18 protein-coding genes are annotated in these 22995 nt (G+C 45.5%); 10 read left to right on the top strand and 8 right to left on the bottom strand.

Translation table 11 applies throughout. The features are described 5' to 3' along the window. The first annotated feature begins 125 nt into the window (after nucleotides 1-125). Complete coding sequence (gene polA / locus R7Q11_RS10280) at nucleotides 126-2912, top strand: DNA polymerase I (protein ID WP_053307273.1); 2787 nt, start codon at nucleotides 126-128, stop codon at nucleotides 2910-2912. Nucleotides 2913-3659: 747 nt separating this feature from the next. On the opposite strand, the gene yihA is transcribed toward polA, so the two are convergent. Continuing rightward, nucleotides 3660-4319 (bottom strand): ribosome biogenesis GTP-binding protein YihA/YsxC, encoded by a 660-nt coding sequence (yihA, locus tag R7Q11_RS10275; protein ID WP_031779017.1) that lies wholly within the window; start codon nucleotides 4317-4319, stop codon nucleotides 3660-3662. Between the two features lie 159 nt (nucleotides 4320-4478). Here yihA and R7Q11_RS10270 point away from each other — a divergent pair, with 159 nt between their 5' ends. The 5 genes from R7Q11_RS10270 to hemN all read left to right on the top strand — a co-directional run bounded on the left by R7Q11_RS10270 (nucleotide 4479) and on the right by hemN (nucleotide 9187). After that, nucleotides 4479-5096: a c-type cytochrome gene (locus R7Q11_RS10270; protein ID WP_017821950.1), complete on the top strand. Its 618-nt coding sequence runs from the start codon at nucleotides 4479-4481 to the stop codon at nucleotides 5094-5096. A gap of 838 nt (nucleotides 5097-5934) precedes the next feature. Then, nucleotides 5935-6573 carry a class I SAM-dependent methyltransferase gene (locus tag R7Q11_RS10265; RefSeq protein WP_005379250.1) on the top strand — a complete coding sequence of 213 codons (639 nt, stop codon included), beginning with the start codon at nucleotides 5935-5937 and terminating at the stop codon, nucleotides 6571-6573. Further along, nucleotides 6573-7115 carry a Der GTPase-activating protein YihI gene (gene yihI / locus R7Q11_RS10260; protein WP_005379252.1) on the top strand — a complete coding sequence of 181 codons (543 nt, stop codon included), beginning with the start codon at nucleotides 6573-6575 and terminating at the stop codon, nucleotides 7113-7115. The genes R7Q11_RS10265 and yihI overlap by 1 nt, the downstream gene beginning before the upstream one ends. A gap of 7 nt (nucleotides 7116-7122) precedes the next feature. Continuing rightward, on the top strand, nucleotides 7123-7611 hold the full coding sequence (locus R7Q11_RS10255; RefSeq protein ID WP_005379254.1) for a DUF2489 domain-containing protein: 489 nt from the start codon (nucleotides 7123-7125) through the stop codon (nucleotides 7609-7611). Between the two features lie 184 nt (nucleotides 7612-7795). Beyond that, nucleotides 7796-9187 (top strand): oxygen-independent coproporphyrinogen III oxidase, encoded by a 1392-nt coding sequence (hemN, locus tag R7Q11_RS10250; protein ID WP_017821952.1) that lies wholly within the window; start codon nucleotides 7796-7798, stop codon nucleotides 9185-9187. Between the two features lie 69 nt (nucleotides 9188-9256). Here hemN and add read toward each other — a convergent pair whose 3' ends face one another. From add to glnA, 6 genes are all read right to left on the bottom strand, one after another. After that, nucleotides 9257-10261 (bottom strand): adenosine deaminase, encoded by a 1005-nt coding sequence (gene add / locus R7Q11_RS10245; RefSeq protein ID WP_005382965.1) that lies wholly within the window; start codon nucleotides 10259-10261, stop codon nucleotides 9257-9259. Nucleotides 10262-10408: 147 nt separating this feature from the next. Continuing rightward, a complete protein-coding gene (locus R7Q11_RS10240; protein WP_017635014.1) occupies nucleotides 10409-12955 on the bottom strand; it encodes an EAL domain-containing protein in 2547 nt (848 codons plus the stop codon). Between the two features lie 102 nt (nucleotides 12956-13057). Beyond that, nucleotides 13058-14461, bottom strand: a complete 1404-nt coding sequence (gene glnG, locus R7Q11_RS10235; protein ID WP_017821941.1) for a nitrogen regulation protein NR(I) — start codon at nucleotides 14459-14461, stop codon at nucleotides 13058-13060. 57 nt (nucleotides 14462-14518) lie between these two features. Next, a complete protein-coding gene (gene glnL, locus R7Q11_RS10230; protein WP_017821940.1) occupies nucleotides 14519-15565 on the bottom strand; it encodes a nitrogen regulation protein NR(II) in 1047 nt (348 codons plus the stop codon). A 132-nt stretch (nucleotides 15566-15697) separates the two neighbouring features. Then, nucleotides 15698-16279 carry a DUF4124 domain-containing protein gene (locus R7Q11_RS10225; RefSeq protein ID WP_130544867.1) on the bottom strand — a complete coding sequence of 194 codons (582 nt, stop codon included), beginning with the start codon at nucleotides 16277-16279 and terminating at the stop codon, nucleotides 15698-15700. Between the two features lie 195 nt (nucleotides 16280-16474). Continuing rightward, a complete protein-coding gene (glnA, locus tag R7Q11_RS10220) occupies nucleotides 16475-17884 on the bottom strand; it encodes a glutamate--ammonia ligase (RefSeq protein ID WP_005379275.1) in 1410 nt (469 codons plus the stop codon). Between the two features lie 530 nt (nucleotides 17885-18414). Between glnA and typA the strand changes: the two genes are divergently transcribed. After that, nucleotides 18415-20244, top strand: a complete 1830-nt coding sequence (gene typA / locus R7Q11_RS10215; protein ID WP_005379276.1) for a translational GTPase TypA — start codon at nucleotides 18415-18417, stop codon at nucleotides 20242-20244. A 72-nt stretch (nucleotides 20245-20316) separates the two neighbouring features. After that, entirely contained in the window at nucleotides 20317-20859 is a 543-nt protein-coding gene (locus R7Q11_RS10210; RefSeq protein ID WP_031779018.1) for an AAA family ATPase, read from the top strand. 31 nt (nucleotides 20860-20890) lie between these two features. On the opposite strand, the gene R7Q11_RS10205 is transcribed toward R7Q11_RS10210, so the two are convergent. After that, the gene (locus tag R7Q11_RS10205; protein ID WP_005382972.1) at nucleotides 20891-21532 is read right to left on the bottom strand and encodes a DUF2959 domain-containing protein; all 642 of its coding nucleotides are present in this window, start codon (nucleotides 21530-21532) and stop codon (nucleotides 20891-20893) included. 34 nt (nucleotides 21533-21566) lie between these two features. Between R7Q11_RS10205 and R7Q11_RS10200 the strand changes: the two genes are divergently transcribed. Beyond that, nucleotides 21567-22511 carry a virulence factor BrkB family protein gene (locus R7Q11_RS10200; protein WP_005379281.1) on the top strand — a complete coding sequence of 315 codons (945 nt, stop codon included), beginning with the start codon at nucleotides 21567-21569 and terminating at the stop codon, nucleotides 22509-22511. Continuing rightward, nucleotides 22483-22917 (top strand): D-aminoacyl-tRNA deacylase, encoded by a 435-nt coding sequence (gene dtd, locus R7Q11_RS10195; protein ID WP_005379282.1) that lies wholly within the window; start codon nucleotides 22483-22485, stop codon nucleotides 22915-22917. The genes R7Q11_RS10200 and dtd overlap by 29 nt, the downstream gene beginning before the upstream one ends. The last annotated feature ends 78 nt before the right edge of the window (nucleotides 22918-22995 follow it).

Genomic DNA, 22995 nt, shown 5'->3' with positions numbered 1-22995 from the left:
GGTGTTTTCGTGAATAAAGTCGGAAAAATTTACGCGACCTAGATCGAGCGAACAAGATAGATTCAGATCAGCAGTCATGGCATCCTAGGCAGATCTCTCAAGTACTGAATTGGATACAGACAATTATGGCAAGTATTCCTGAAAATCCGTTGATCCTTATCGACGGCTCTTCTTACCTATATCGCGCTTTTCACGCCTACCCGGGCACCATGAGCAATGGTGAAATTCCAACTAATGCCGTTTACGGCGTCGTGAACATGTTACGCAGCATGATGCGTCAGTTTGCGTCTGAGCGCATCGCGGTGGTTTTCGATGCAAAGGGAAAAACCTTTCGTGATGATATGTATGCAGAATACAAAGCGAATCGTCCGCCAATGCCGGATGACCTGCGTTGTCAAATTGAACCATTACACAATGTTATTCGTGCAATGGGTTTGCCGCTGATCTGTGTTCCTGGCGTCGAGGCGGATGACGTCATCGGTACGTTAGCATACCAAGCATCACAAAAGGGCATGCCTGTATTGATCAGTACTGGTGATAAAGACATGGCGCAGCTAGTGGATGATAACATTACTTTGATCAACACCATGACAAACGTCGTAATGGATCGTGAAGGTGTGGTTGAAAAGTTTGGCATTCCACCTGAGTTGATCATCGACTACTTAGCACTGATGGGCGATAAAGTAGATAACATTCCTGGTGTACCGGGTGTCGGTGATAAAACGGCGACCGCACTACTGCAAGGTATTGGTGGTCTGACGAAGTTGTATGAAAACCTCGATGATATTGCAGGGCTTGGTTTCCGTGGTTCTAAAACCATGGCGAAAAAGCTCATCGACAACAAAGAAAATGCCATGCTTTCGTATGAGCTCGCGACCATCAAATTGGATGTTGAGCTTGAGGAAACGCCAGAATCATTGCTGAAAGCGGAACCAAATAAAGACGAATTAGTGAAGCTGTATGGCCAACTGACGTTTAAATCTTGGTTGAATGAACTACTTGAAGGCGGTTCTGGATCAGTGGAGGCCGTAGAGCTTGCAGGATCTTCACAAGCTTCTTCTTCTCAAGCCGAGATGGAAACTTCTGCGGTAACAATCGATCGCAGCCAATATGAAACAATTCTGGATAAAGAAACCTTCAATGCTTGGCTAGATAAACTTCAAACGGCTGAGCTGTTTGCATTTGATACGGAGACCGATAACCTAGATTACATGCTAGCGAATCTAGTTGGTTTGTCATTCGCTGTCGATGAAGGTATTGCGGCTTATGTGCCAGTTGCACATGACTATTTAGATGCGCCTGAACAGCTTGATCGTGATTGGGTACTAGAACAGCTGAAGCCAATTCTTGAAGATGCAACGAAAGCAAAAGTCGGTCAAAACTTAAAGTATGATGCGTCTGTACTCGCTCGTTACGACATTGAGCTAAAAGGTATTAAGCACGACACGATGTTGGAATCGTATATCTACAACAGTGTCGGCGGTAAACACGATATGGACAGCTTGGCGCTTCGCTTCCTACAGCACAGCTGCATTTCTTTTGAGCAAATTGCAGGTAAAGGCAAAAATCAGCTTACGTTTAACCAAATCGAACTGGAACAAGCATCGCCATACGCGGCAGAAGATGCGGATGTGACCCTTCGTCTGCACAATCGCTTGTTTGCTAATATCGAGCAGGATGAAAGCCTGAAGACAGTTTACGAAGAGATTGAAATGCCGTTGGTGCCAGTTCTTTCGCGCATTGAACGCACTGGGGTCTTTATCGATGAAATGAAGCTGAGTGCGCAGTCGGTCGAGATTACCGCTCGCCTTGATGAGCTTGAAAAGAAAGCGTACGAAATTGCAGAGCAAGAGTTTAACATGAACTCGCCAAAGCAATTACAAGCCATCCTATTTGAAAAAATGGGTTTACCGGTTGTGAAGAAAACGCCATCAGGCACACCATCGACGAATGAAGAAGTTCTGCAAGAACTCGCGCTAGACTACCCACTACCAAAACTGATTTTGGAATACCGTGGTCTGGCGAAGCTAAAATCAACTTACACCGACAAACTGCCGAAGATGATCAACCCATCAACGGGTCGCGTGCATACTTCTTACCACCAAGCAGTGACCGCAACGGGTCGTCTATCTTCTACTGATCCGAACTTACAGAATATTCCAATTCGTAACGAAGCCGGCCGTCGTATTCGTCAAGCGTTTGTCGCGCCATCAGGGCATAAAATCTTAGCGGTCGACTACTCGCAAATCGAACTTCGCATCATGGCGCACCTTTCTGGCGACCAAGCTTTATTGGATGCATTCCGTGATGGCAAAGATATCCACGCGGCAACCGCAGCAGAAATCATGGGGGTTTCTATTGAGGACGTTTCAAGTGAGCAACGTCGTCGTGCGAAAGCGGTTAATTTCGGTCTTATTTACGGCATGAGTGCGTTTGGTTTGGCGAAGCAATTAGGCATTCCTCGTGGTGAGGCTCAAGCGTACATGGATACATACTTTGAACGTTACCCAGGCGTGATGCAGTACATGGAAGACACACGCAGCACGGCAGCAGATAAAGGGTATGTTGAAACGATTTTTGGTCGACGTTTGCATTTACCAGAAATCAAATCGCGCAACGGGATGCGTCGTAAAGCTGCTGAACGTGCGGCAATCAACGCACCAATGCAAGGTACGGCTGCGGACATCATTAAGAAAGCGATGCTGTTGGTTGATCAGTGGATTCAGGAAGAAGGCAATGGTCGTGTGAAGTTATTAATGCAAGTACACGATGAATTGGTCTTTGAAGTTGAAGAGTCATCATTGTCCGAAATTGAAAGTAAAGTACAGAAATTGATGGAATCTGCAGCAGAGCTAAAAGTACCGTTGGTTGCAGAAGCAGGTCACGGTGATAACTGGGATCAAGCTCATTAGTCACTTTTAGACCAAAATAACCAATTAATTATGAGCCAGCGCACAAACGCTGGCTTTTTTTTGAGATTAAAAAAGCTAGCGCAAAGTTAACTTTGATGTTGCTTAATAAAAGTTTCATGAAAAAAAACTACAAAAATTCTTTGCAATTCTGACCAATTGTTGTACATTAATACTCGTAGGGTACAGAGGTAAGATGTTCTATCTTTCAGACCTTTTGTTTCACGTTATTGGATTAGGCTGATTCAGCCGCCCCAGTCAGTTTTTGACTGGGGCGTTTTTTATTGGGCGAAAGAAAATAATTCCTTTGGATCAGTAGCTTAAAGTAAGCCTTCAAAAACCTTCTTTTTTGACCTTTCTAAGTCACTGCAAAATCTCGATTTTTCCTTCAAATTTATTGCGTTATTCATCCTGTAAATTTACGCCAGTCACACTATTATTTTTTCTTGAAGGAAACTAAGTTACATCTTTTTGAAGCTTTGCTTGGCTTAACTGTCTGAATTGTAACGCTATTGGGTGTTTTTCGAGTGAATGTTTGGTGATGCACAGGAAACAAGAGCGCTTTTTAACCTATTGAAATCGAATCTCAGTTCAGCAATGCTTCGTCACATAACAATAATTACCAATTTTTCTCTCCCGTTATCCCTGCCAGGAAGGCGGGGATTTTTATTGCCTGTTATTTAGTTCAGATAAACAAAAGCCCCACCAAATGGTAGGGCCGTGTCGAAGAAATTTAACAAATATTGTTAATTATTCTTCATCGCTCGCAGGTGTCTCTTGTTCGTCTTCTTCTATCAGGTGCGCTAGTGCTGGTGCAAACCAGATATCCAGTTTTGCACGTAGCTGATCGACACCTAATCCTTTCAGTGAAGAGAACACATCAACAGAAACGTCACCACCGAAAGTTTCTACTTGCTTACGAACTTTCAGTAGAGTTTGTTTGCGTGCACCACTTTTTAGTTTATCTGCTTTGGTTAGCAAAACTTGCACAGGAATGTGGCTATCGATGGCCCAGAAAATCATTTGTTGGTCGAGATCTTTCATTGGATGACGAATGTCCATTAGAACTACTAAGCCTTTTAGGCACTCGCGTTTCTGTAGGTATTCACCCAAAGATTTCTGCCATTTGTTTTTCATCTCTACCGGTACTTGAGCAAAACCGTATCCAGGCAGATCGACAATGTGACAACCTTCTTCTACTTTGAAAAGGTTGATTAATTGCGTACGACCAGGTGTCTTTGATGTCTTGGCTAAGCTTTTTTGATTAGTTAGACGGTTAAGTGCACTCGATTTACCAGCGTTTGAGCGTCCTGCAAACGCAATTTCGACACCTTCGTCTTCCGGCAGGTGACGAATATCGGGTGCGCTGGTGATGAAATGCGTATTTTGGTAATGAATTTTTACGCTCACTGTTAACTCCATCTCGACTTTGTGTAGTCGATTGATTACTTTTTTGTGAAAATGTGTAAAATAACCGTGCTCGGCATAAGGTCGCCTATTGTACCATGAGTGTACGCGGTATGTTCACATTCCGTGGTACTGGAAGCTTGATAATTATAATGGAATGTCATGAATAAATTAGCGCTAATTTTGAGTCTTTTAGCCAGTTGCTCAGTATGGGCCCAAGGTAATATTGAGGCTGGTAAAGCAAAATCACAAACCTGTGTCGCCTGTCACGGAGCAGATGGCAACAGTGCAATAACAACGTACCCGAAACTCGCAGGCCAACACGCTAAGTATCTTGAGAAGCAGTTAAAAGAACTTAAGCTAGGCATGACAAGTGGTGGTAAACAAGGTCGTTACGATCCTGTAATGAGTGGTATGGCAATGCCACTGAGCGATGAAGATATCGCAGACCTATCTGCTTACTACGCTTCGCTACCAGTTTCAGAAAACTCAACACCTGAAGATGTAGTAGCAAAAGGCAAAACGCTTTATACCGCTGGTGATGCCGAGCGTGGCCTAACCGCATGTATTGCATGTCATGGTCCTCGTGGCAATGGTACTGAGCTTTCAGGTTTCCCGAAAATTTCTGGTCAGCATGCTGACTACATCAAAGCTCAGCTAGAAAAATTCCGTGATGGCGACCGTGGTAATGATATGAATGCCATGATGCGCGACATCGCGAAGAAAATGACAGACGAAGATATCGAAGTGCTGTCTAAATACGTTGGCGGTCTGCACTAATATACCTAAATCGCTCAAGATCCTGCATCTTGAGCTGGTTGGGTAGATGTCCCTACATCGTTCGAGCAACTTGTACAAAAATGCCCTAGTGAATCCACTAGGGCATTTTTGTTCGTGACAGATATCACAGTCGAGTTTGGATGCGAAAGCGATAGTTGGCTCGGCAGTTTGTGAGACATTTGCCATACTTGATGTTGGCTTTTTCTTGTTAGTGTTTTTAAGTTTTTGATTAAATGATAATTTTGATTTTTTAGAAAAATAGGCGGATTATTTTTTCAACCCATTACTTGTGAGCATAACGGGATGGCGTAAAGTAGAAGTCGTTAACAGGGAGTGAATGTAAGGATTTAAGACCACGGTTTAGGTCTCCAAGGATGTAGCTCGGATGCTTGGTGATTTAGAAAGGGATTTAGATAGGTAGGGAGCCTATCAGATAAGGATGGTCATCTCGTCTGACGGTTAAGACAGTGAAACGGATCAGGCACAGGAAGTTGCTCAGTAGACAGGAAGTAAACGGATAGCCAAAATTCATCAGGAAGATGAAAAACAACTCTTTTTGGCAGGGAAAGCTCTAAAAACAAAGGGATCATTGGTGCACCAAATGTGTGCAACACAGTTTCGCCAATTGATGGCACTTAGAAAGCGACAGTCTGACTGTCGCTTTTTTTATATCCGTTGACTTGCTCAGTCGTAACTTGAATTGATATTACTGCACTTATTTAGCTTTATAGGTTGTAAACAAAGTTTTTTAACAAAAATTGCTGAAAAAATACTCAACAACACTCCAATCCGAGTTCACTTTCTGGTATGTTTCGCATCCCTGTTTGAGGAAGTCATCATGCATACCTGTCCTTTATGCCAAAATCAGCGCACTCACCATTATTTTGAAGATAAGCGTCGTGAATATCTTCAATGTGAGCAGTGCAGCTTGGTATTCGTAAATCCAGACCAACGTTTGGATGCGGAAAGCGAAAAAGCTCACTATGATTTGCATGAGAACAACCCCGATGATTTGGGTTACCGACGCTTTTTGTCGCGTATTGCTGACCCGATCACAGAGCGAATTTCTCCACAATCAAATGGTATCGACTTTGGTTGTGGTCCTGGCCCAACGCTCTCCTTGATGCTGGAAGAGGCGGGGCACAACATGGCGTTGTACGATCTCTACTACCACCCTGATACGTCGGTTTTAGAAAAAACGTACGACTTCATGACAGCAACAGAGGTGATAGAGCACCTCTACCACCCAGATTTGGTGTGGAAGCAATGGTTGAATTTAGTTAAGCCAGGGGGCTGGATAGGCCTGATGACGAAAATGGTCATCGACGTGGAGGCTTTCAAATCATGGCATTATAAGAACGATCTCACTCACGTAGTGTTCTTTAGTCGTGACACGTTCCAGTTCCTAGCAGAGCGGGATAAGCTCGAACTCGAATTTATTGGTAATGATGTAATTTTACTGAGGAAACCCCAGTAATGAGCCGTAGTAAAAAATCTAGAAAACCGGGTGCCGCTGGTGCACCTGAGTTTGTTGTAACTCGTAACCGTACAGAATCTGATGTGGAAGGCCGCTTACGCAAGCGTGCTAAAAAGCGTAAAGGTCTGAAAACGGGTAACCGTAACTCAGAAGTTAACGAGCAGAAAAAGCAAGCTGCTGCACAAAATCGCGACCCGCGCTTAGGCAGCAAAAAGAAAATACCTCTGATTGTTGAACCTGCGAAAAAAATGACGAAGCAAGAGCGTCGTTTGTCGGCAGAGCAAGAACTAGAGATGCTAGAAAATGACGCGCAATTGAACGTGTTGCTAGACCGCATTGAAGCGGGTGAAAACCTGGGCACAGGTCTACAGAAATTCGTCGATGAGAAACTCGATCGCATTGAGAAGCTAATGGACCAACTAGGCTTGTTGGAACCTGAAGAAGAGGAAGACTTCACTGCACCTGCTGAGAAAAGCACGCGCAACGATGATGACTTGCTGGCAGATTTCGACGACATTAATTTCGACGACTATAAAGGATAATTAAGCTATGAATGTAACCTTATTAGCTATTGCTGGTGTTGTGATTATCATCGCACTCGCTTCTTATGCAGGTTACCTTCTGCTTCAATTGAAAAAGCAAAAGGAATTGCAGCTGAAGCATCAAAAATTGGCGATAGACAAACGTAACGCCAACATTTTTGAGAATGTGCATACCTTGTGTCAGGCGGGCATTCAAGGCCAGTGCGATTTATCTGAAATCAGTATCCGTGTGTATAACATCATGGATTATGTACAAGGTGAAGACCGCGTTGATTTCGATAAAACGTACCCTGCGATTTCTGAGCTTTACCACATCGTGAAAGATATGGCGCGTGGCGAAGAACGCCAACAACTTGCCAAGAAAGAGCGTATGCAACAGAACTTGACGCGTCATAAAGCGGAAAGCCGCCTCACTGATGCGATTATTGAGGAGCTCAAAGTGTTGCAGAAAAACGTCCAGCCACTGAATAATCAAATCAATATTCAGATGATTTAAGCGCGACCTCCAATAGTCTCCTTATGGCTAATGGGGGTATCGTGATCACGCTAGCACTTCTTTAGTTTTATACTTAAAAAGCCAGTCGGCGTTGCCACGCTTGTCATCGTCGTATGGCAAAATAGCGGCTCTGAATATCGGGTGACGGCTTTCGTTGCCCTAGCATTTAACGGAAAGTACCACCATGTCGAATCAACACACTGAATCGAAACAGCAAATCGTCTGGGATCAAGCGGTATTGGATAAGTACAACTATTCCGGGCCTCGTTATACGTCGTACCCAACGGCGCTGGAGTTTCATGAAGCGTTCACCATTTCTGATTATGATATGGCATGCACTCAATACCCAGAACGCCCATTATCGCTGTACGTACACATTCCGTTCTGTCACAAGCTTTGTTACTACTGTGGATGTAATAAAGTCATTACGCGCCACTCGCACAAAGCGGATGAATACCTCGACGTGCTTGAACACGAAATTCGTCAACGTGCTGCATTACTTGTGGGTCGCACCGTGACGCAATTGCATTTTGGTGGTGGTACACCGACGTTTCTCTCTGAAAAGCAAATCACGCGTGTAATGAGCCTGCTACGCCAAGAGTTTACTTTTAGCAGCGATGCTGAAATCAGTATCGAGGTTGACCCGCGTGAAATAGAGCTGACCATGCTGGATCATCTGCGTAGTGAAGGCTTCAATCGCTTGAGCATCGGTGTTCAGGACTTCAACAAAGAAGTGCAAAAGCTGGTGAATCGTGAGCAAGATGAAGAGTTCATCGTTGCGATGGTTGCGCGCGCAAAAGAGTTAGGCTTTCGTTCGACGAACCTAGATTTGATTTACGGTTTACCGAAGCAGACCAAAGAATCTTTTGCCAAGACTCTAGAACAAGTGCTAGAAATGCAGCCGGGCCGTCTATCCGTGTTTAACTACGCGCACATGCCACAGCTATTTGCAGCGCAGCGTAAGATTAAAGACGAAGATCTGCCAAAGGCAGAAGAGAAGATGGCGATTCTGCAAGACACCATCGCGACACTGACTGATGCTGGCTACCAATTTATCGGTATGGACCACTTTGCTTTGCCGGACGATGAACTTGCTGTTGCCCAGCGCGAAGGTATTTTGCATCGCAATTTCCAAGGCTACACCACACAAGGTGAATGTGACTTGGTTGGCTTTGGTGTTTCTGCAATCTCGATGATCGGCGATGCGTACGCGCAAAACCAGAAAGAGCTGAAGAAATACTACGCTCAAGTCAACGAACTTCGTCACGCTCTATGGAAAGGGGTCTCTCTGGACTCCGATGATTTGCTCCGTCGTGAAGTGATTAAGCAGCTGATTTGTAACTTCAAGTTAGACAAGAAAGCCATTGAGTCTGAGTTTAAAGTGAGGTTTGAACAGTACTTTAAAGAAGATTTGCAGCTACTTCAGACCTTTATTAACGATGAGCTGGTGGAAGTGGATGATAATGAAATTCGTGTGACGCTGCGAGGTCGTTTGTTGATCCGTAATATTTGTATGAGCTTCGATAAATACCTACGAGCAAAGGCACGTCAGCAACAGTTCTCTCGTGTTATTTAATCAGAGATACAGATTCAAGATATAAAAAATGCCAGCAGATGCTGGCATTTTTTTATGTTTTCGCTGGATTTAAGCGCGATCTTTTACTTTTTCTCTCAGTTCCGATTTTTCTGCTTCTGAAAGGAACGCAATCTCAAGGCCATTGATTTGCGCTTGGCGAATCTGGTCTTGGCTCAGGCCAGCGGCTGGTGCTGCTACTTCGTATTCGTATGGCAGTTCGATGCCTTCAACCGCTGGATCGTCAGTGTTCAGACACGCAAGAACGCCATGCTCTAGGAACTGCTTGAGAGGGTGGTTTTCTAGCGTTTCTACCGTACTTGTTTGGTAGTTTGACGTCAGGCAAGATTCAATACCAATGCGGTTTTCTGCTAGGTAATCCATCAGTTTTGGATCGTGAATCGCTTTTACGCCGTGACCGATACGAGTTGCGCCCAGCTCATTGATTGCTTGCCACATGCTCTCTGCACCTGCTGCTTCACCAGCATGGACCGTTACCCCAAGGCCAGCATCGCGTACTTGCTTGAAGTGAGACACAAAGCGATCACCCGGTTGGCCTAGCTCGTCCCCCGCAAGGTCGACGGCAACGATGTGATCTTTCTGGCTCAGAATGCCGTCCAGTTCTTGTTGACATGCGTCAGTGCCAAATGTGCGACTCATGATACCGATCAGGTTGGCTTTCACGCCAAAATCGCGCATACCCGCTTGCACACCGTCCACGACGGCTTCAACAACCCCCGCTACTGGTAGTTTGTGTTTCATCGCCATGTAGTAAGGAGAGAAACGCAGCTCTGCGTAATCGATTTGTGCGTTTAGCGCGTCTTCTACGTTTTCGTACGCGACACGACGACATGCATCTAGATCGCCCAGTACAGCAACACCCCAGTCGAGCTTAGAAAGGAAAGCAACAAGAGAGGGTTCCGCTTCGACAATTTGAACGTGAGGAGTGAGAGACTCAATATCGTACGCTGGTAGGGCAATGCCAAACTTTTGGCCTAGCTCAAGAATCGTTTTAGTACGAATGTTACCGTCGAGGTGACGGTGCAAATCAGTAAGAGGAAGGTTCTTCGTTATCATTTTGTCGATCCGGATAGTTATGAACTGGAACAGGGCCCAAACATCATCTGTGACAATACATGGGTAAGATTTGCAGTTAAGTATAAATAACAGTTGGGTAGATTGTCAGTAGAGGATGACTAGGAAATCAACGATTCTCGCTCTTTTCTACTTCATGTTCACCAAATGTGTTGGCCATTCTTCTAGTGGCATAGGGCGGCTGTAGTAGAAGCCTTGCACCTGATTACAGCCTAAAGAGCGCAGTAATTGTGCTTGATTGCTATCCTCGACACCTTCCGCGACGACATTAGTTTTGAGACCTGCTGTGATATTGATGACGGCAGCGACGACTGAACTGTTTAAGTTTTCTTGTGTGAGTTGATTGATGAAGGTGCGATCAATCTTCAAGCAGGTAAACGGCAGAGAGTGGAGGTAACCCAGTGATGAGTAACCGGTGCCAAAGTCATCTATCGCGATACCAATACCCATTTCACGCAGTTTAGTCATGTTTTCTAGTGTGGTCGGTGCGCTATCAATGATACGTGATTCTGTGATCTCTAGTGTGAGGTTACTTGCTGGTAATTTCGTGATATCCAATACGCTTGTCACCGTATCAACAAAACTTGGGCAAGATAGTTGATTAACGGAGATATTCACATGCAGTTGGAAGTCCGACGGCCACTGTTTGCTTTCGATCGCTTGGTAAGTGTCGCGACAAGCTTGTAACAGAATCTGTTGGCCGATGGCTTTGATCATGCCGCTTTCTTCCGCGATTGGGATAAAATCTAATGGTGACACCATACCTGAGTCGCTATGCCAACGCGCCAGTGCTTCGGCGCCACACACTGTGCCACTGACGAGATCCACAATCGGTTGGTAATGAGGAATAAACTCTCGGTTTTCAATGCCAGTTTGGATCTTGGTCAGCATTTGCGTACGAAACTTTGAAGCGCTCGCTAGTTCTGGGCTGTAGTGACAAACACCAGTCAGTGAGTCTTGTTTAGCGTAACTTAATGCGATGCTGGCGTTGCGTAACCATAAAGGCATGGTTTCGTTTGGCTGGGTTTGTACAATACCAAGTGAAATCTTCATCACTACATTCTCGCCTTCCACCATAAATGGGGTGGAAAAGAGTTGCTGTAATCGACGCTCGGTTTGTTTAATTTTGGTTTCAGTGTCGACATTTGAGAGAAACACCGCGAACTCATCACCACCAATCCGAGCCAATAATGCGTTGTCACGAAACTGCTGTTTTAGCCTTTCAGCGATGCTGACCAACAACTGGTCGCCGTTGTGATGACCCACACTGTCGTTGATATCTCTAAATTTGTTGATACCAAGTAAAAATAAACTGCCGTGACAAAGATGAGACTGATTTTCACAGATTTCGACCAAGCCCTGACGGCTATATAAGCGTGTTAGAGAGTCATAAACTAACTGTTCACGCAATGCTTTGAATGAAGCTCTTAGATTGTTCGCCATTTCATTAAAAGCATGAACCAGTACGGTTGTCTCATACACATAACCAGGCTTTGGCATGCCGCTATCCCAATCCCCATTTGCCAGGTGCTGAGCGGCGGCGGCCGTCGCGTTAATTGGTCTGGTAACTCGGTTGAAAATGATCCAACTGATGGCGATCCCAAATAGGCTTACAATAATGCCAACGAGCCAACTCTCTTGCTGGCTTTTCGGTAACAGGCCGAGAAGCTCAGACTCCGAAATGGAGGTGCCGATAAACCATGTTAAGCCGTCTTGGTCTCGATACGGGGTTAGCCGACTGAAAATACGTTGGCCATCATGTTCAAATGAAAAAGTATAAGGTTGCTTGGTGTTGTTGAGATCGAAAGACCGGACGCGGCTCGCACTGATTTTGATGATCGGGTCTGCGTTTTCAGCGGCAAGCAAACGCTGCCCTTTATCCGAAAATTTTGTGCCCCATGAGATGACGCTTCCCGGGCCTGAGTGAGCGATTAAACGATGATCTGGGTCCATGATGTAGACCGACGCTTTAGTGTTGTATTTTAACTCGCGCAGGAATTCGTTGAATGTATTGATACGAATGTCTGTCACCAAAACACCAGCAAATTGGTCGTGTTTGTACACCGGCGTCATGGCTGATAGCGTAATATCCTGGCGTTCATCAGCATTGGTATAAATTTCAGACCAAGTGGCGTTTTGGCTCTCTGCAACGGGCTTATACCATGGGCGAGTGCGAGGATCGTATTGGGAGATAACCGTTCGAATGTTGTTACTCACATGGTTGGTTCCATAAATAACCAGATCACCATCGGTGTGGCGATCTTGCACCATTAAGGTGTAATCGTCGGAAAGTTCGCGGCGAAAGCCTGCAAAGTCGCCGTTTTCTGAACCAAATGCGATTACATCCAACTGCGGTATCGATTGGTAAAGATTTTTGAATGCACTCAGCAGGTAGTTTTGAATGTCTGAGGTATCGTGAGGGCGATAAAGGTTGTGATAGCTGACGTTGTGCGCGAGAGCCATAACCGCAGTAAAAGGCTTACGTAGATAGCTATTGAGGTGGTCGTGGACACTTTCGGTTAACACGGAAAGTTGCTTGTCACTGATATCCGTGACCACTTCTTCGTAACTTTGTTTTTGGACGTAGACAATGACACCGATCGCCAGTAAGAAGATCATGACAAATGGAATCAGAACAGCAGTACGCAGTGTAATTTGAGTCGTAGCAGTAGACATCGCCTAATCACATAGATGGTGGTGCGCCACAATTGTACTGATGTTTTTATTAATATCGAGTGACAAACGACGCTCGTTGTTAACGCACCACGTAAGTGATTGTCAGTACAATTCTTTTAATTTTCTGGTGAGTGTATTTCGCCCCCAGCCTAATACTTTAGCGGCATCTTGCTTATGACCTTTAGTGTGCTCTAAGGCTGCTTCTAATAAAATGCGTTCAAATTCTGGTAAAGCGTAAGAAAGTAGTTCTTTATCTCCTGCTGCGAGTGAATGCCGTGCCCAATCCGCCAATTGTTCTTGCCAACTACCATGTGCAGAGTCTGAAATGGATTTTTTCTCTTCGAGTAGTTCGCTTGGCAAGTCATTTGGTAACACTTCGCTACCACTGGCCATAACGGTTAACCAACGGCAAATATTCTCTAATTGACGAACGTTGCCAGGCCAATCAAGGCGGTTAAGAATCTCCACGGTCGATGGGTGGAGAGTTTTTGTTTCCACACCAAGCTCATCAGCCGCACGGATAAGAAAATGCTGTGTAAGCTTTTCAATGTCTTGCTTACGCTCACGCAGTGCCGGGATCTGCACGCGAATCACGTTTAAGCGATGAAAGAGGTCCTCACGGAAGTCACCTTCTTGCACCAGCTTTTCTAAGTTCTGGTGTGTTGCCGCGACAATTCGTACATCGACACTGATCGGAGAGTGACCGCCCACTCGATAAAACTGCCCGTCAGCTAGAACGCGTAGCAAACGAGTTTGAATGTCCAATGGCATGTCGCCGATTTCGTCTAAAAATAGAGTGCCGCCATTGGCTTGTTCGAATCGTCCTTGACGAACATTGTTTGCCCCCGTAAACGCGCCTTTTTCGTGGCCAAACAGTTCTGATTCAATCAAGTCTTTGGGAATCGCCGCCATATTGAGCGCAATGAAAGGTTTGTTAGCACGTGGACTGTGACGGTGCAGTGCATGAGCAACGAGTTCTTTACCCGTGCCCGATTCACCGTTAATCAAGACTGAAATAGAGGAGCGAGAAAGACGACCAATGGCGCGAAACACCTCTTGCATCGCTGGTGCTTCACCGATAATTTCAGGCGTTTCTGCTGGAATGTCTTCTGGAGAGAGCTGCTCGCGTTTGTTTTCGTGGCTGTGTGCAATGGCTCGTTCAACCAGAGTTAAAGTTTCATCAATATCAAAAGGTTTTGGTAAATATTCAAAAGCACCTTTTTGGTACGCATTCACTGCCGCATCTAAATCTGAATGCGCGGTCATGATAATCACGGGAAGGTCTGGGTAATCGCGCTGTACTTGTTTTAGTAGCTCCAACCCATCAATACCTGGCATGCGAATGTCTGATACTAGAACATCCGGCACTTCGCGTTCGAGCGCCATTAACACGCTTTCTCCATCGGCATAGGTTTCACATTTGATGTTGGCAGAGGAGAGCGTTTTCTCCATTACCCAGCGAATTGAACTGTCGTCATCAACGACCCAAACATATCCTTTACTCATGTAGTAATCCTTGCAGCAAACCGAAAAACTGACGCGACTTGAAGTCCATTAGCGCAATCAGATCGGCAGATAAATAGTAAATGTTGTGTGACCAGGCCAGCTTTCTACGTCTATTTTTCCATTGTGCTGGTCGATCAAATTTTGCGAAATAGATAGCCCTAATCCAGTTCCTCCCTCGCGGCCACTGACCATGGGATAGAACAGCGTGTCTTGTAGTTCCGGTGGAATACCTGGGCCGTTGTCTGTGATTTCGACACGAGCAGCGAGTTTACAGCGTTTGCCGTGAATATTGGCTTGGTGCACCGTTCTGGTGCGAATGGTTATTTTCCCGTGTTCTTGATGGCTAAGAATTTGTGCGGCGTTGCTGACGATATTAAGCATTGCCTGTTCGATTTGGTCTGTATCCATCAAAATCTCTGGCAAGCTTGGGTCATAATCTCGTTCAATGATGATTGAGCGTTGTGACTCTAATTCAACCAGTTGGCGAACCTTTTCAAGAATTTGGTGCAGATTCTCTTGTGTCTTCTTACCTGGCTTTTGCGGTCCTAGTAATCGATCCACGAGCGCCCTTAAACGGTCTGCTTGCTCAATGATGATGTGTGTATATTCGGTGAGAGAGGGCTCTGGCAGCATTTTTTCTAACAATTGCGCCGCACCGCGTAAGCCGCCAAGCGGATTTTTGATCTCATGTGCAAGCCCTCGGACTAACAGCTTCGCCGCTTGTTGTTGGGCGTGTTGGTTCAGTTCTTGAGAGAGTCGGCGCTGCTGATCAATTTTGCGCATCTCGACCAGAAGCATCAACTGTTTTTGCCAAGTGATAGGGCTAACCGTCACCTCTAGCATTAAAGGGCGGCCATCAACAACGAAAGTGACGTCACTGTCGGTGATGCTTTGGCCACTTTGCAACGGTTGAGTGAGCAGCGCGAGATCCAGCGACGCATGCTGAATCAATTGAGAAAGTGATTGTTCAATAATTCGTTTGGCGCTTTGAGAAAACAGCAATTCGGCAGCCGGATTGGCATAACGGATGGCCAATCCATCATCAAGAATCAGCGTTGCTGTCACCATATTGTTGAGAATGGCACTAGGAAGACTGGTATCCACATTACGTCCTTGTTTTGCTTTAAGATTGTGCGATGCACAATAATGGTGCAATTGAACGTTAAGTATGGCGAATAAATCTTAGAAGAAAAAGTGAAAAGCATCGCTGTGATGTGATTTTTTTCACCAGATATTCTATTTTGCCCCTTTTACGGTCGGCTTAACACTTGCTCTATGTAAATGCACCGTTATAGGGCTAGTAGATGCAATAAGCTTGCCGCTTCTTTTCGCGTGCACAGCAAGTGTGTGAGTGCCTCGGTCAATATTGTTTAACTGCCACACTATATGGTTTTGTGGTGCACCATAAGGTTTTCCATCGAGTAACAATTGCAATTGCTCACCGATACCAAGCTTGCGATTGGTTTCTAATTGAATATTGATGATGCCTCGATTGCTGCGGATGGTCTCGTTGTGCTTGGGAGTCAGCATCGAGAGTTGTAATGGGAGAGGCTTCTCGGTTGTTTTATCTGGCTTGTTTTGTGATGCAGTAGATGGCGTAGTCTGAGGTGCGAGCGATTCAGTACTTTCTACCTCAGGAGCTGGTGCGCTGGCTTCAAGGTTTGGCAGTGCGATCGCTTTTGCTCCTTTGTTTGGCGTATCACTAAAGTGAACCACGCCATTTTCATCTACCCACGTATACGCGACCTGCGCGAAGGCGATAGAGGCGATTAACAATCCGCTGAGTGCACACAGTGATGGAATAAGCTGAACTTTCATTGCTCACCTTCTCTTGTTCGATGATTTCACGTTTCAATGGCTTAGCTCTTTGACCTGTAAGGAAAAATTCTAAGTGTATTTTTATTATCCTCTCATGTTAAACGTCGAAGCTTGACTGGCGAATACAAAAAAGGCCCGCCTGCGAGGCGAGCCTAATATTTTATTGCTGTGTTTACATTTTACACAGTGTCGACCTTACACAGAGTAGTAAAGTTCGAACTCAACAGGGTGAGTTGTCATGTTCACACGCTCTACGTCCTGAGACTTAAGGTCGATGTATGAATCGATGAAGTCGTCAGAGAATACGCCGCCCGCTGTTAAGAACTCACGATCAGCATCTAGCTCTGCTAGCGCGTCTTTTAGTGAGTATGCAACAGTTGGGATTTCTGCTGCTTCTTCAGCTGGAAGATCGTAAAGGTCTTTATCCATCGCTTCGCCTGGGTGGATCTTATTCTTGATACCGTCAAGACCAGCCATAAGCATTGCTGCGAAACATAGGTATGGGTTCGCCGCTGGGTCACCGAAACGAACTTCGATACGACGTGCTTTCGGGCTTGGTACCACTGGGATACGGATTGAAGCAGAGCGGTTACGCGCTGAGTAAGCTAGCATTACTGGTGCTTCGAAGCCTGGTACAAGACGTTTGTACGAGTTTGTTGATGGGTTAGCGAATGCGTTGATTGCACGAGCGTGTTTGATGATACCACCGATGTAGTAAAGCGCCATTTCAGATAGACCGCCGTACTTGTCACCAGCAAATAGGTTTACGCCATCTTTTGCTAGAGACTGGTGAACGTGCATACCGCTGCCGTTGTCGCCAACAAGTGGTTTAGGCATAAACGTCGCTGTTTTACCAAACGCGTGAGCAACGTTGTGTACAACGTACTTGTAGATTTGGATTTCGTCAGCTTTGGTTGTTAGCGTGTTGAAACGAGTTGCGATTTCGTTTTGACCCGCCGTTGCCACTTCGTGGTGGTGCGCTTCAACAACAAGACCCATTTCTTCCATTACTAGACACATAGCAGAACGGATGTCTTGAGATGAATCTACTGGAGCTACTGGGAAGTAACCACCTTTAACGCCTGGACGGTGACCTTTGTTACCTTCTTCGTAGTCAGAACCTGTGTTCCATGCCGCTTCTACGTCGTCGATTTTGAAGAAAGAGCCTGACATGTCTGTCGAGAACTTCACGTCATCAAATAGGAAGAATTCTGGCTCAGGACCGATAAGTACAGTATCTGCAACACCTGTAGAACGCATGAAGTCTTCAGCGCGTTTTGCGATAGAGCGTGGGTCACGGTCGTAGCCTTGCATTGTTGCAGGCTCTAAGATGTCACAACGGATATTTAGTGTTGCGTCTTCCGTGAATGGGTCAAGCACAGCAGAAGATGCGTCAGGCATCATTACCATGTCTGATTCGTTGATACCTTTCCAGCCAGCAACTGATGAACCATCGAACATTTTACCTTCTTCGAAGAAGTCTGCGTCGATTTGGTGAGCAGGGATCGAAATGTGCTGCTCTTTACCTTTTGTATCAGTGAAGCGTAGGTCAACAAACTTAACTTCGTTTTCTTGGATCAGCGATAGAACGTTTTCTACTGACATCTTGGATAACCTCCAGTGTTAATAAGCGGTAAAAGCTCGATTTATGAATTATTCATGAAACCTGGCATTGATTAATCAATTTGACTTTTCATTAATCGATGCTGTTTTAACTAAAGCCAAAACCGTGCCAAAAAAAATATTCCATTAATTTCAAGCAATTGTGTTTTTGAATGCTAGTTTGGTGCAGTTGCTTGCACCAAAATGATCTTTGCTTGCACTATTATGGTGCCAAAAATCATTGTTGCACCATAATGTGACAGGTACATTGCGTATTCAGCCCAGTTTTTGAGCAAGAGTCAATTTGAATTATGCATCGACTAGAATAAAGTTGCGTTTAATCAATTCGTTCTGAGGAAGAAAATGGGCATTAAGCGTAAAAATCGCAGAAATGCTCGGGAGTAGATCACATATTTCTAGGCTTTTTGCTAAAATCTGGTACATTATGGCCGTTTTTTTAATCAGCAAATGTCGCCAGAGAGCACCCGTTCTCAGCGTGGGGGCATTTCATCTATCTAAGTGAATCAATATCCATGGCTACTCCACAGATTGATAAATTAAGAAATATCGCGATCATCGCGCACGTTGACCACGGTAAAACCACGTTGGTTGACAAGCTGCTACAACAATCAGGCACGCTTGAGTCTCGCGGTGAAGCTGAAGAGCGAGTCATGGACTCGAACGACATCGAGAAAGAGCGCGGTATTACCATTCTTGCTAAAAACACAGCAATCGACTGGAACGATTACCGTATCAACATCGTAGATACTCCGGGACACGCGGACTTCGGTGGTGAAGTTGAGCGTATCATGTCGATGGTAGACTCTGTACTACTTATCGTTGACGCAGTTGATGGTCCAATGCCTCAAACGCGTTTCGTAACACAAAAAGCGTTTGCTCACGGTCTAAAACCAATCGTTGTAATCAACAAGATTGACCGCCCTGGCGCACGTCCTGATTGGGTTATGGACCAAGTGTTCGACCTGTTCGACAACCTAGGTGCAACTGATGACCAGCTAGACTTTAAAGTAGTTTACGCATCAGCACTTAACGGTTGGGCTTCTCTAGAAGAAGGCGAAACTGGCGAGAACATGGAACCACTATTCCAAACTATCGTTGATGTTGTTGACGCGCCAAATGTTGACCTTGATGGTCCACTACAGATGCAAGTTTCTCAGCTAGACTACAGCTCTTACGTTGGTGTTATCGGCGTGGCTCGCGTAACTCGTGGTAGCGTTAAACCAAACCAGCAGGTAACCATTATTGGTGCTGACGGTAAAACTCGCAACGGTAAAGTGGGTACAGTAATGGGCTACCTTGGCCTAGAGCGTCACGAAGTGGAACAAGCTAACGCGGGTGATATCATCGCAATCACTGGTCTTGGCGAGCTGAAAATTTCTGACACTATCTGTGCACAAAACGCAGTAGAAGCATTACCACCATTGTCTGTTGATGAACCAACAGTAACGATGACATTCCAAGTAAACACGTCTCCATTCGCGGGTAAAGAAGGTAAGTTCGTAACGTCACGTAACATCCTTGAGCGTCTTGAGAAGGAACTGGTACACAACGTTGCACTACGCGTTGAGCAAACAGACGATCCAGATAAATTCCGCGTATCAGGTCGTGGTGAACTTCACCTTTCTATCCTGATCGAAAACATGCGTCGTGAAGGCTTTGAGCTAGCAGTATCTCGTCCAGAAGTAATCATCAAAGAAGAAGATGGTCAGTTGATGGAACCGTTCGAGACTGTAACGATCGACGTAATGGAAGAGCATCAAGGCGGCATCATGGAGAACATCGGCCTACGTAAAGGTGAGCTGAAAGACATGTCTCCAGACGGTAAAGGTCGTGTGCGTATGGACTTCGTTATGCCATCACGTGGTCTGATCGGTTTTCAAACGGAATTCATGACACTGACTTCAGGTTCAGGTCTTCTTTACCATACGTTTGATCACTACGGCCCTCACAAAGGCGGTAACATCGGTCAACGTGTAAACGGTGTACTAATCGCGAACGCGATGGGTAAAGCGCTAACTAACGCACTGTTCAACCTTCAAGAGCGTGGTCGTCTATTTATCGGTCACGGTGTTGAAGTTTACGAAGGTATGGTTATCGGTATTCACAGCCGTGACAACGACCTAACGGTAAACGCACTGAAAGGTAAGCAGCTAACCAACGTTCGTGCATCTGGTACAGATGACGCACAGGTTCTTACTCCGCCTATCAAGATGACTCTTGAGCAAGCACTAGAATTCATCGATGACGACGAGCTAGTAGAAGTAACGCCTGAAAGCATCCGTATCCGTAAGAAGTTCCTAACGGAAAGCGACCGTAAGCGTGCTTCTCGTGGCGCGAAATAATTTTCGTTAAGCGATTCAATTAAGAAGAAGCCTCGAGTTATGCTCGGGGCTTTTTGTTTTCTGGAGTTGAATATGAACCCGATTATTATCACCGGTGGGCCTGGTGCGGGAAAAACAACACTGCTGAATGCGCTAGACGCGTGTGGTTATGCCACGTTTCCTGAAGGGTCTCGCGACTTGATTGAGCAGCAAAGCCAGTTAGAAAATGGTATTTTGCCGTGGACGAATTTACCTGAGTTTGCCAAGTTATGCCTTGGGTTGATGGACAAACAAAAGAGTGATGCGCGTTGTCATGATGTTGCGTTTGTTGATCGCGCCATCCCCGACATCATTGCATACCTACAAGTGGGCGGCTGTAAGGTTGACCAAGCTTTCTTAACCGAAAGCGCTGGGTACCATAGTCAGGTGTTTACTTGTCGACCTGAAGCATCCATTTACGTACAAGATGAAGTGCGTCCGCACAGCTTTGAAGAAGCATTGGAGATTCATCAGTCGTTAGTGAGTGTCTATACTGAGTTGGGTTATGAAGTGGTAGAAGTGCCATGGGGAACTGTACCAGAGAGGGTAGGCTTTGTTCGAAGAGTCATCGGTTTACTCGGTGAGGTCGCCGACTAAAACCTCCTCACTAGGAGGAGGTCTAAATCATTTACTTTTGATTGAGCTTTTGTAGGAATTTATCGGACTCTGCAATCGCTTCGTTCATTTGTTTGATCGCAAACTGAATGTCTTTCTCTAAGCTAGAGAACTCACCTTGCAAAGAACCAATCGCACTGGCGTTAAGGTTGTGTTTTAAGTACAACGTGTTGTCACGCAGCGTGTCCAGTACCGGTGTCATCTTTTTCTCTGCACGCTTCATAGCGCTAAGCATGGTTTTGTACGAGGCTTTGGTTTCACGTAGTTTTTGCTCGCTTGAACGACGCAGTTTCGCACTCGAGTACAGCTCTAGCTCATCTTGCCACTCATCAAACAGTGCGCCGGATACGTCTTCAATCGCAGCAATACGGTCACGTACGTCTTGCGCCGCTTTTTCGCTATCTTCGTATTTGTCATTGATGTTGTTGTAGACATTTTCTAGCTCACCACCATCAAAGTTGGTGATCGCAGACAAGGCTTCAAGTGCACTGGTGAATTCTTCTTGTGCATCTTGTTGAGATTCTTTGGCATCTTCGACGCGGTCGACCATAATATCTCGTTTATGATACCCAACCTGCTCCATTGCTGAGTAATAAGCAGATTGACACCCTGTTAAAGTGAAAATTGATAGTACAATTGCTAATAAATAAGGCATTCTTATGTCCTCGGCGCTAATTATGGGATGAACTATGAACCAGTTATCAGAGAGTTACAAGGCGAGATTAATCAATCTACTGCCAAGTTGCGTCGCGTTTTTTAAGTATCTTCTTAAGCGATTAACGCATGACCGTGTGAATGTGAACGCGGGCTATCTTGCCTACATTACCTTGTTATCCATCGTGCCAATGCTGACGGTATTGTTATCAATATTGTCGAAATTTCCCGTTTTTGCGAACGTTGGTGAGGTGCTGCAAGGCTACATTATTGAGAATTTTGTGCCAGCTTCTGGAGAAGCTGTACATACGGCATTACAGGAATTTGTGGCGAATACGGGCAAAATGAGCGCGGTTGGCGGTGGGTTTTTATTCATCGCAGCGGTCATGCTGATTTCCAACATTGATAAGAACTTAAACTACATTTGGCGAGTTAAAGACAAGCGCCGTTTAGTCTTTTCATTCTCTATGTATTGGATGGTACTCACGTTAGGGCCGATCATGGTCGGTGCGAGTATTGCGGCGACGTCGTACGTGACTTCGCTGCAAATTTTAGAGAACGAGACATTATCTGGTGCGTTTAATTTATTTCTGCGTTGGCTACCGTTGTTGCTGTCCTTTTTTGCTTTTCTTGGCTTGTATATTCTAGTGCCGAATAAAAAAGTACACCTCGCTCATGGTGCCATGGGGGCAGCAGTCGCCGCGATACTGTTCGAGTTGAGTAAAAAAGGCTTTGCGCTTTACATCACTCAGTTTCCGTCTTATCAGCTCATCTACGGCGCGTTAGCGGCGATTCCTATCTTATTTGTTTGGGTGTATTTATGCTGGATGATCGTGTTATTGGGGGCGGAAGTTACGGCTGCGCTTGGTGAGCGAGAGCACTGGAGTGAAGATTTAGACATGATACACTCGACCGCTGAATCTCAGTTAACAGATGAAGGAAGCGAGAGTAGTGATAGCGCTAATTCAACGAGTCAGTGAAGCAGCCGTCCGTGTGGATGGTGAAGTCGTAGGAGAAATTGATCGTGGTCTGCTGGTCTTATTGGGCGTAGAGAAGGACGACGATGAAGCTAAAGCAAAGCGTTTAATGGAGCGTGTTACAACCTACCGTGTGTTCGAAGATGACGAAGGCAAGATGAACCTAAACGTTAAACAGGTGGAAGGTAAAGTGCTGGTGGTTTCTCAATTTACGCTGCCTGCGGATACAAAAAAAGGCACGCGAGCTGGCTTTTCTCGCGGTGCGCATCCTGTTGATGCAGAGCGCTTGTATGATTACTTTTCTGACTTGTGTGAAGAAGTCTTACCCACACAGCGTGGCCGCTTCGCTGCCGATATGAAAGTGTCTTTGGTGAATGACGGTCCAGTGACGTTTTGGTTGCAGGTCTAATCTGGTAACACAGGCGCCATAGTCTAAGCTTTAACTCCAAGATCATGGAATTGGCTTGGAGTAATTTTTCCGACACTG

This window comes from Vibrio sp. 970 (assembly GCF_033339075.1).
The sequence above is the reverse complement of the archived record's forward strand: the minus strand, read 5'-3'. Positions and strand labels throughout refer to the sequence as shown.

Coding starts and splice junctions, on each gene's coding strand:
- polA (WP_053307273.1), top strand. CDS start 126: ATGGCAAGTATTCCTGAAAATCCGTTGATCCTTATCGACGGCTCTTCT.
- R7Q11_RS10270 (WP_017821950.1), top strand. CDS start 4,479: ATGAATAAATTAGCGCTAATTTTGAGTCTTTTAGCCAGTTGCTCAGTA.
- R7Q11_RS10265 (WP_005379250.1), top strand. CDS start 5,935: ATGCATACCTGTCCTTTATGCCAAAATCAGCGCACTCACCATTATTTT.
- yihI (WP_005379252.1), top strand. CDS start 6,573: ATGAGCCGTAGTAAAAAATCTAGAAAACCGGGTGCCGCTGGTGCACCT.
- R7Q11_RS10255 (WP_005379254.1), top strand. CDS start 7,123: ATGAATGTAACCTTATTAGCTATTGCTGGTGTTGTGATTATCATCGCA.
- hemN (WP_017821952.1), top strand. CDS start 7,796: ATGTCGAATCAACACACTGAATCGAAACAGCAAATCGTCTGGGATCAA.
- add (WP_005382965.1), bottom strand. CDS start 10,261: ATGATAACGAAGAACCTTCCTCTTACTGATTTGCACCGTCACCTCGAC.
- R7Q11_RS10240 (WP_017635014.1), bottom strand. CDS start 12,955: ATGTCTACTGCTACGACTCAAATTACACTGCGTACTGCTGTTCTGATT.
- glnG (WP_017821941.1), bottom strand. CDS start 14,461: ATGAGTAAAGGATATGTTTGGGTCGTTGATGACGACAGTTCAATTCGC.
- R7Q11_RS10225 (WP_130544867.1), bottom strand. CDS start 16,279: ATGAAAGTTCAGCTTATTCCATCACTGTGTGCACTCAGCGGATTGTTA.
- glnA (WP_005379275.1), bottom strand. CDS start 17,884: ATGTCAGTAGAAAACGTTCTATCGCTGATCCAAGAAAACGAAGTTAAG.
- typA (WP_005379276.1), top strand. CDS start 18,415: ATGGCTACTCCACAGATTGATAAATTAAGAAATATCGCGATCATCGCG.
- R7Q11_RS10210 (WP_031779018.1), top strand. CDS start 20,317: ATGAACCCGATTATTATCACCGGTGGGCCTGGTGCGGGAAAAACAACA.
- R7Q11_RS10205 (WP_005382972.1), bottom strand. CDS start 21,532: ATGCCTTATTTATTAGCAATTGTACTATCAATTTTCACTTTAACAGGG.
- R7Q11_RS10200 (WP_005379281.1), top strand. CDS start 21,567: ATGAACCAGTTATCAGAGAGTTACAAGGCGAGATTAATCAATCTACTG.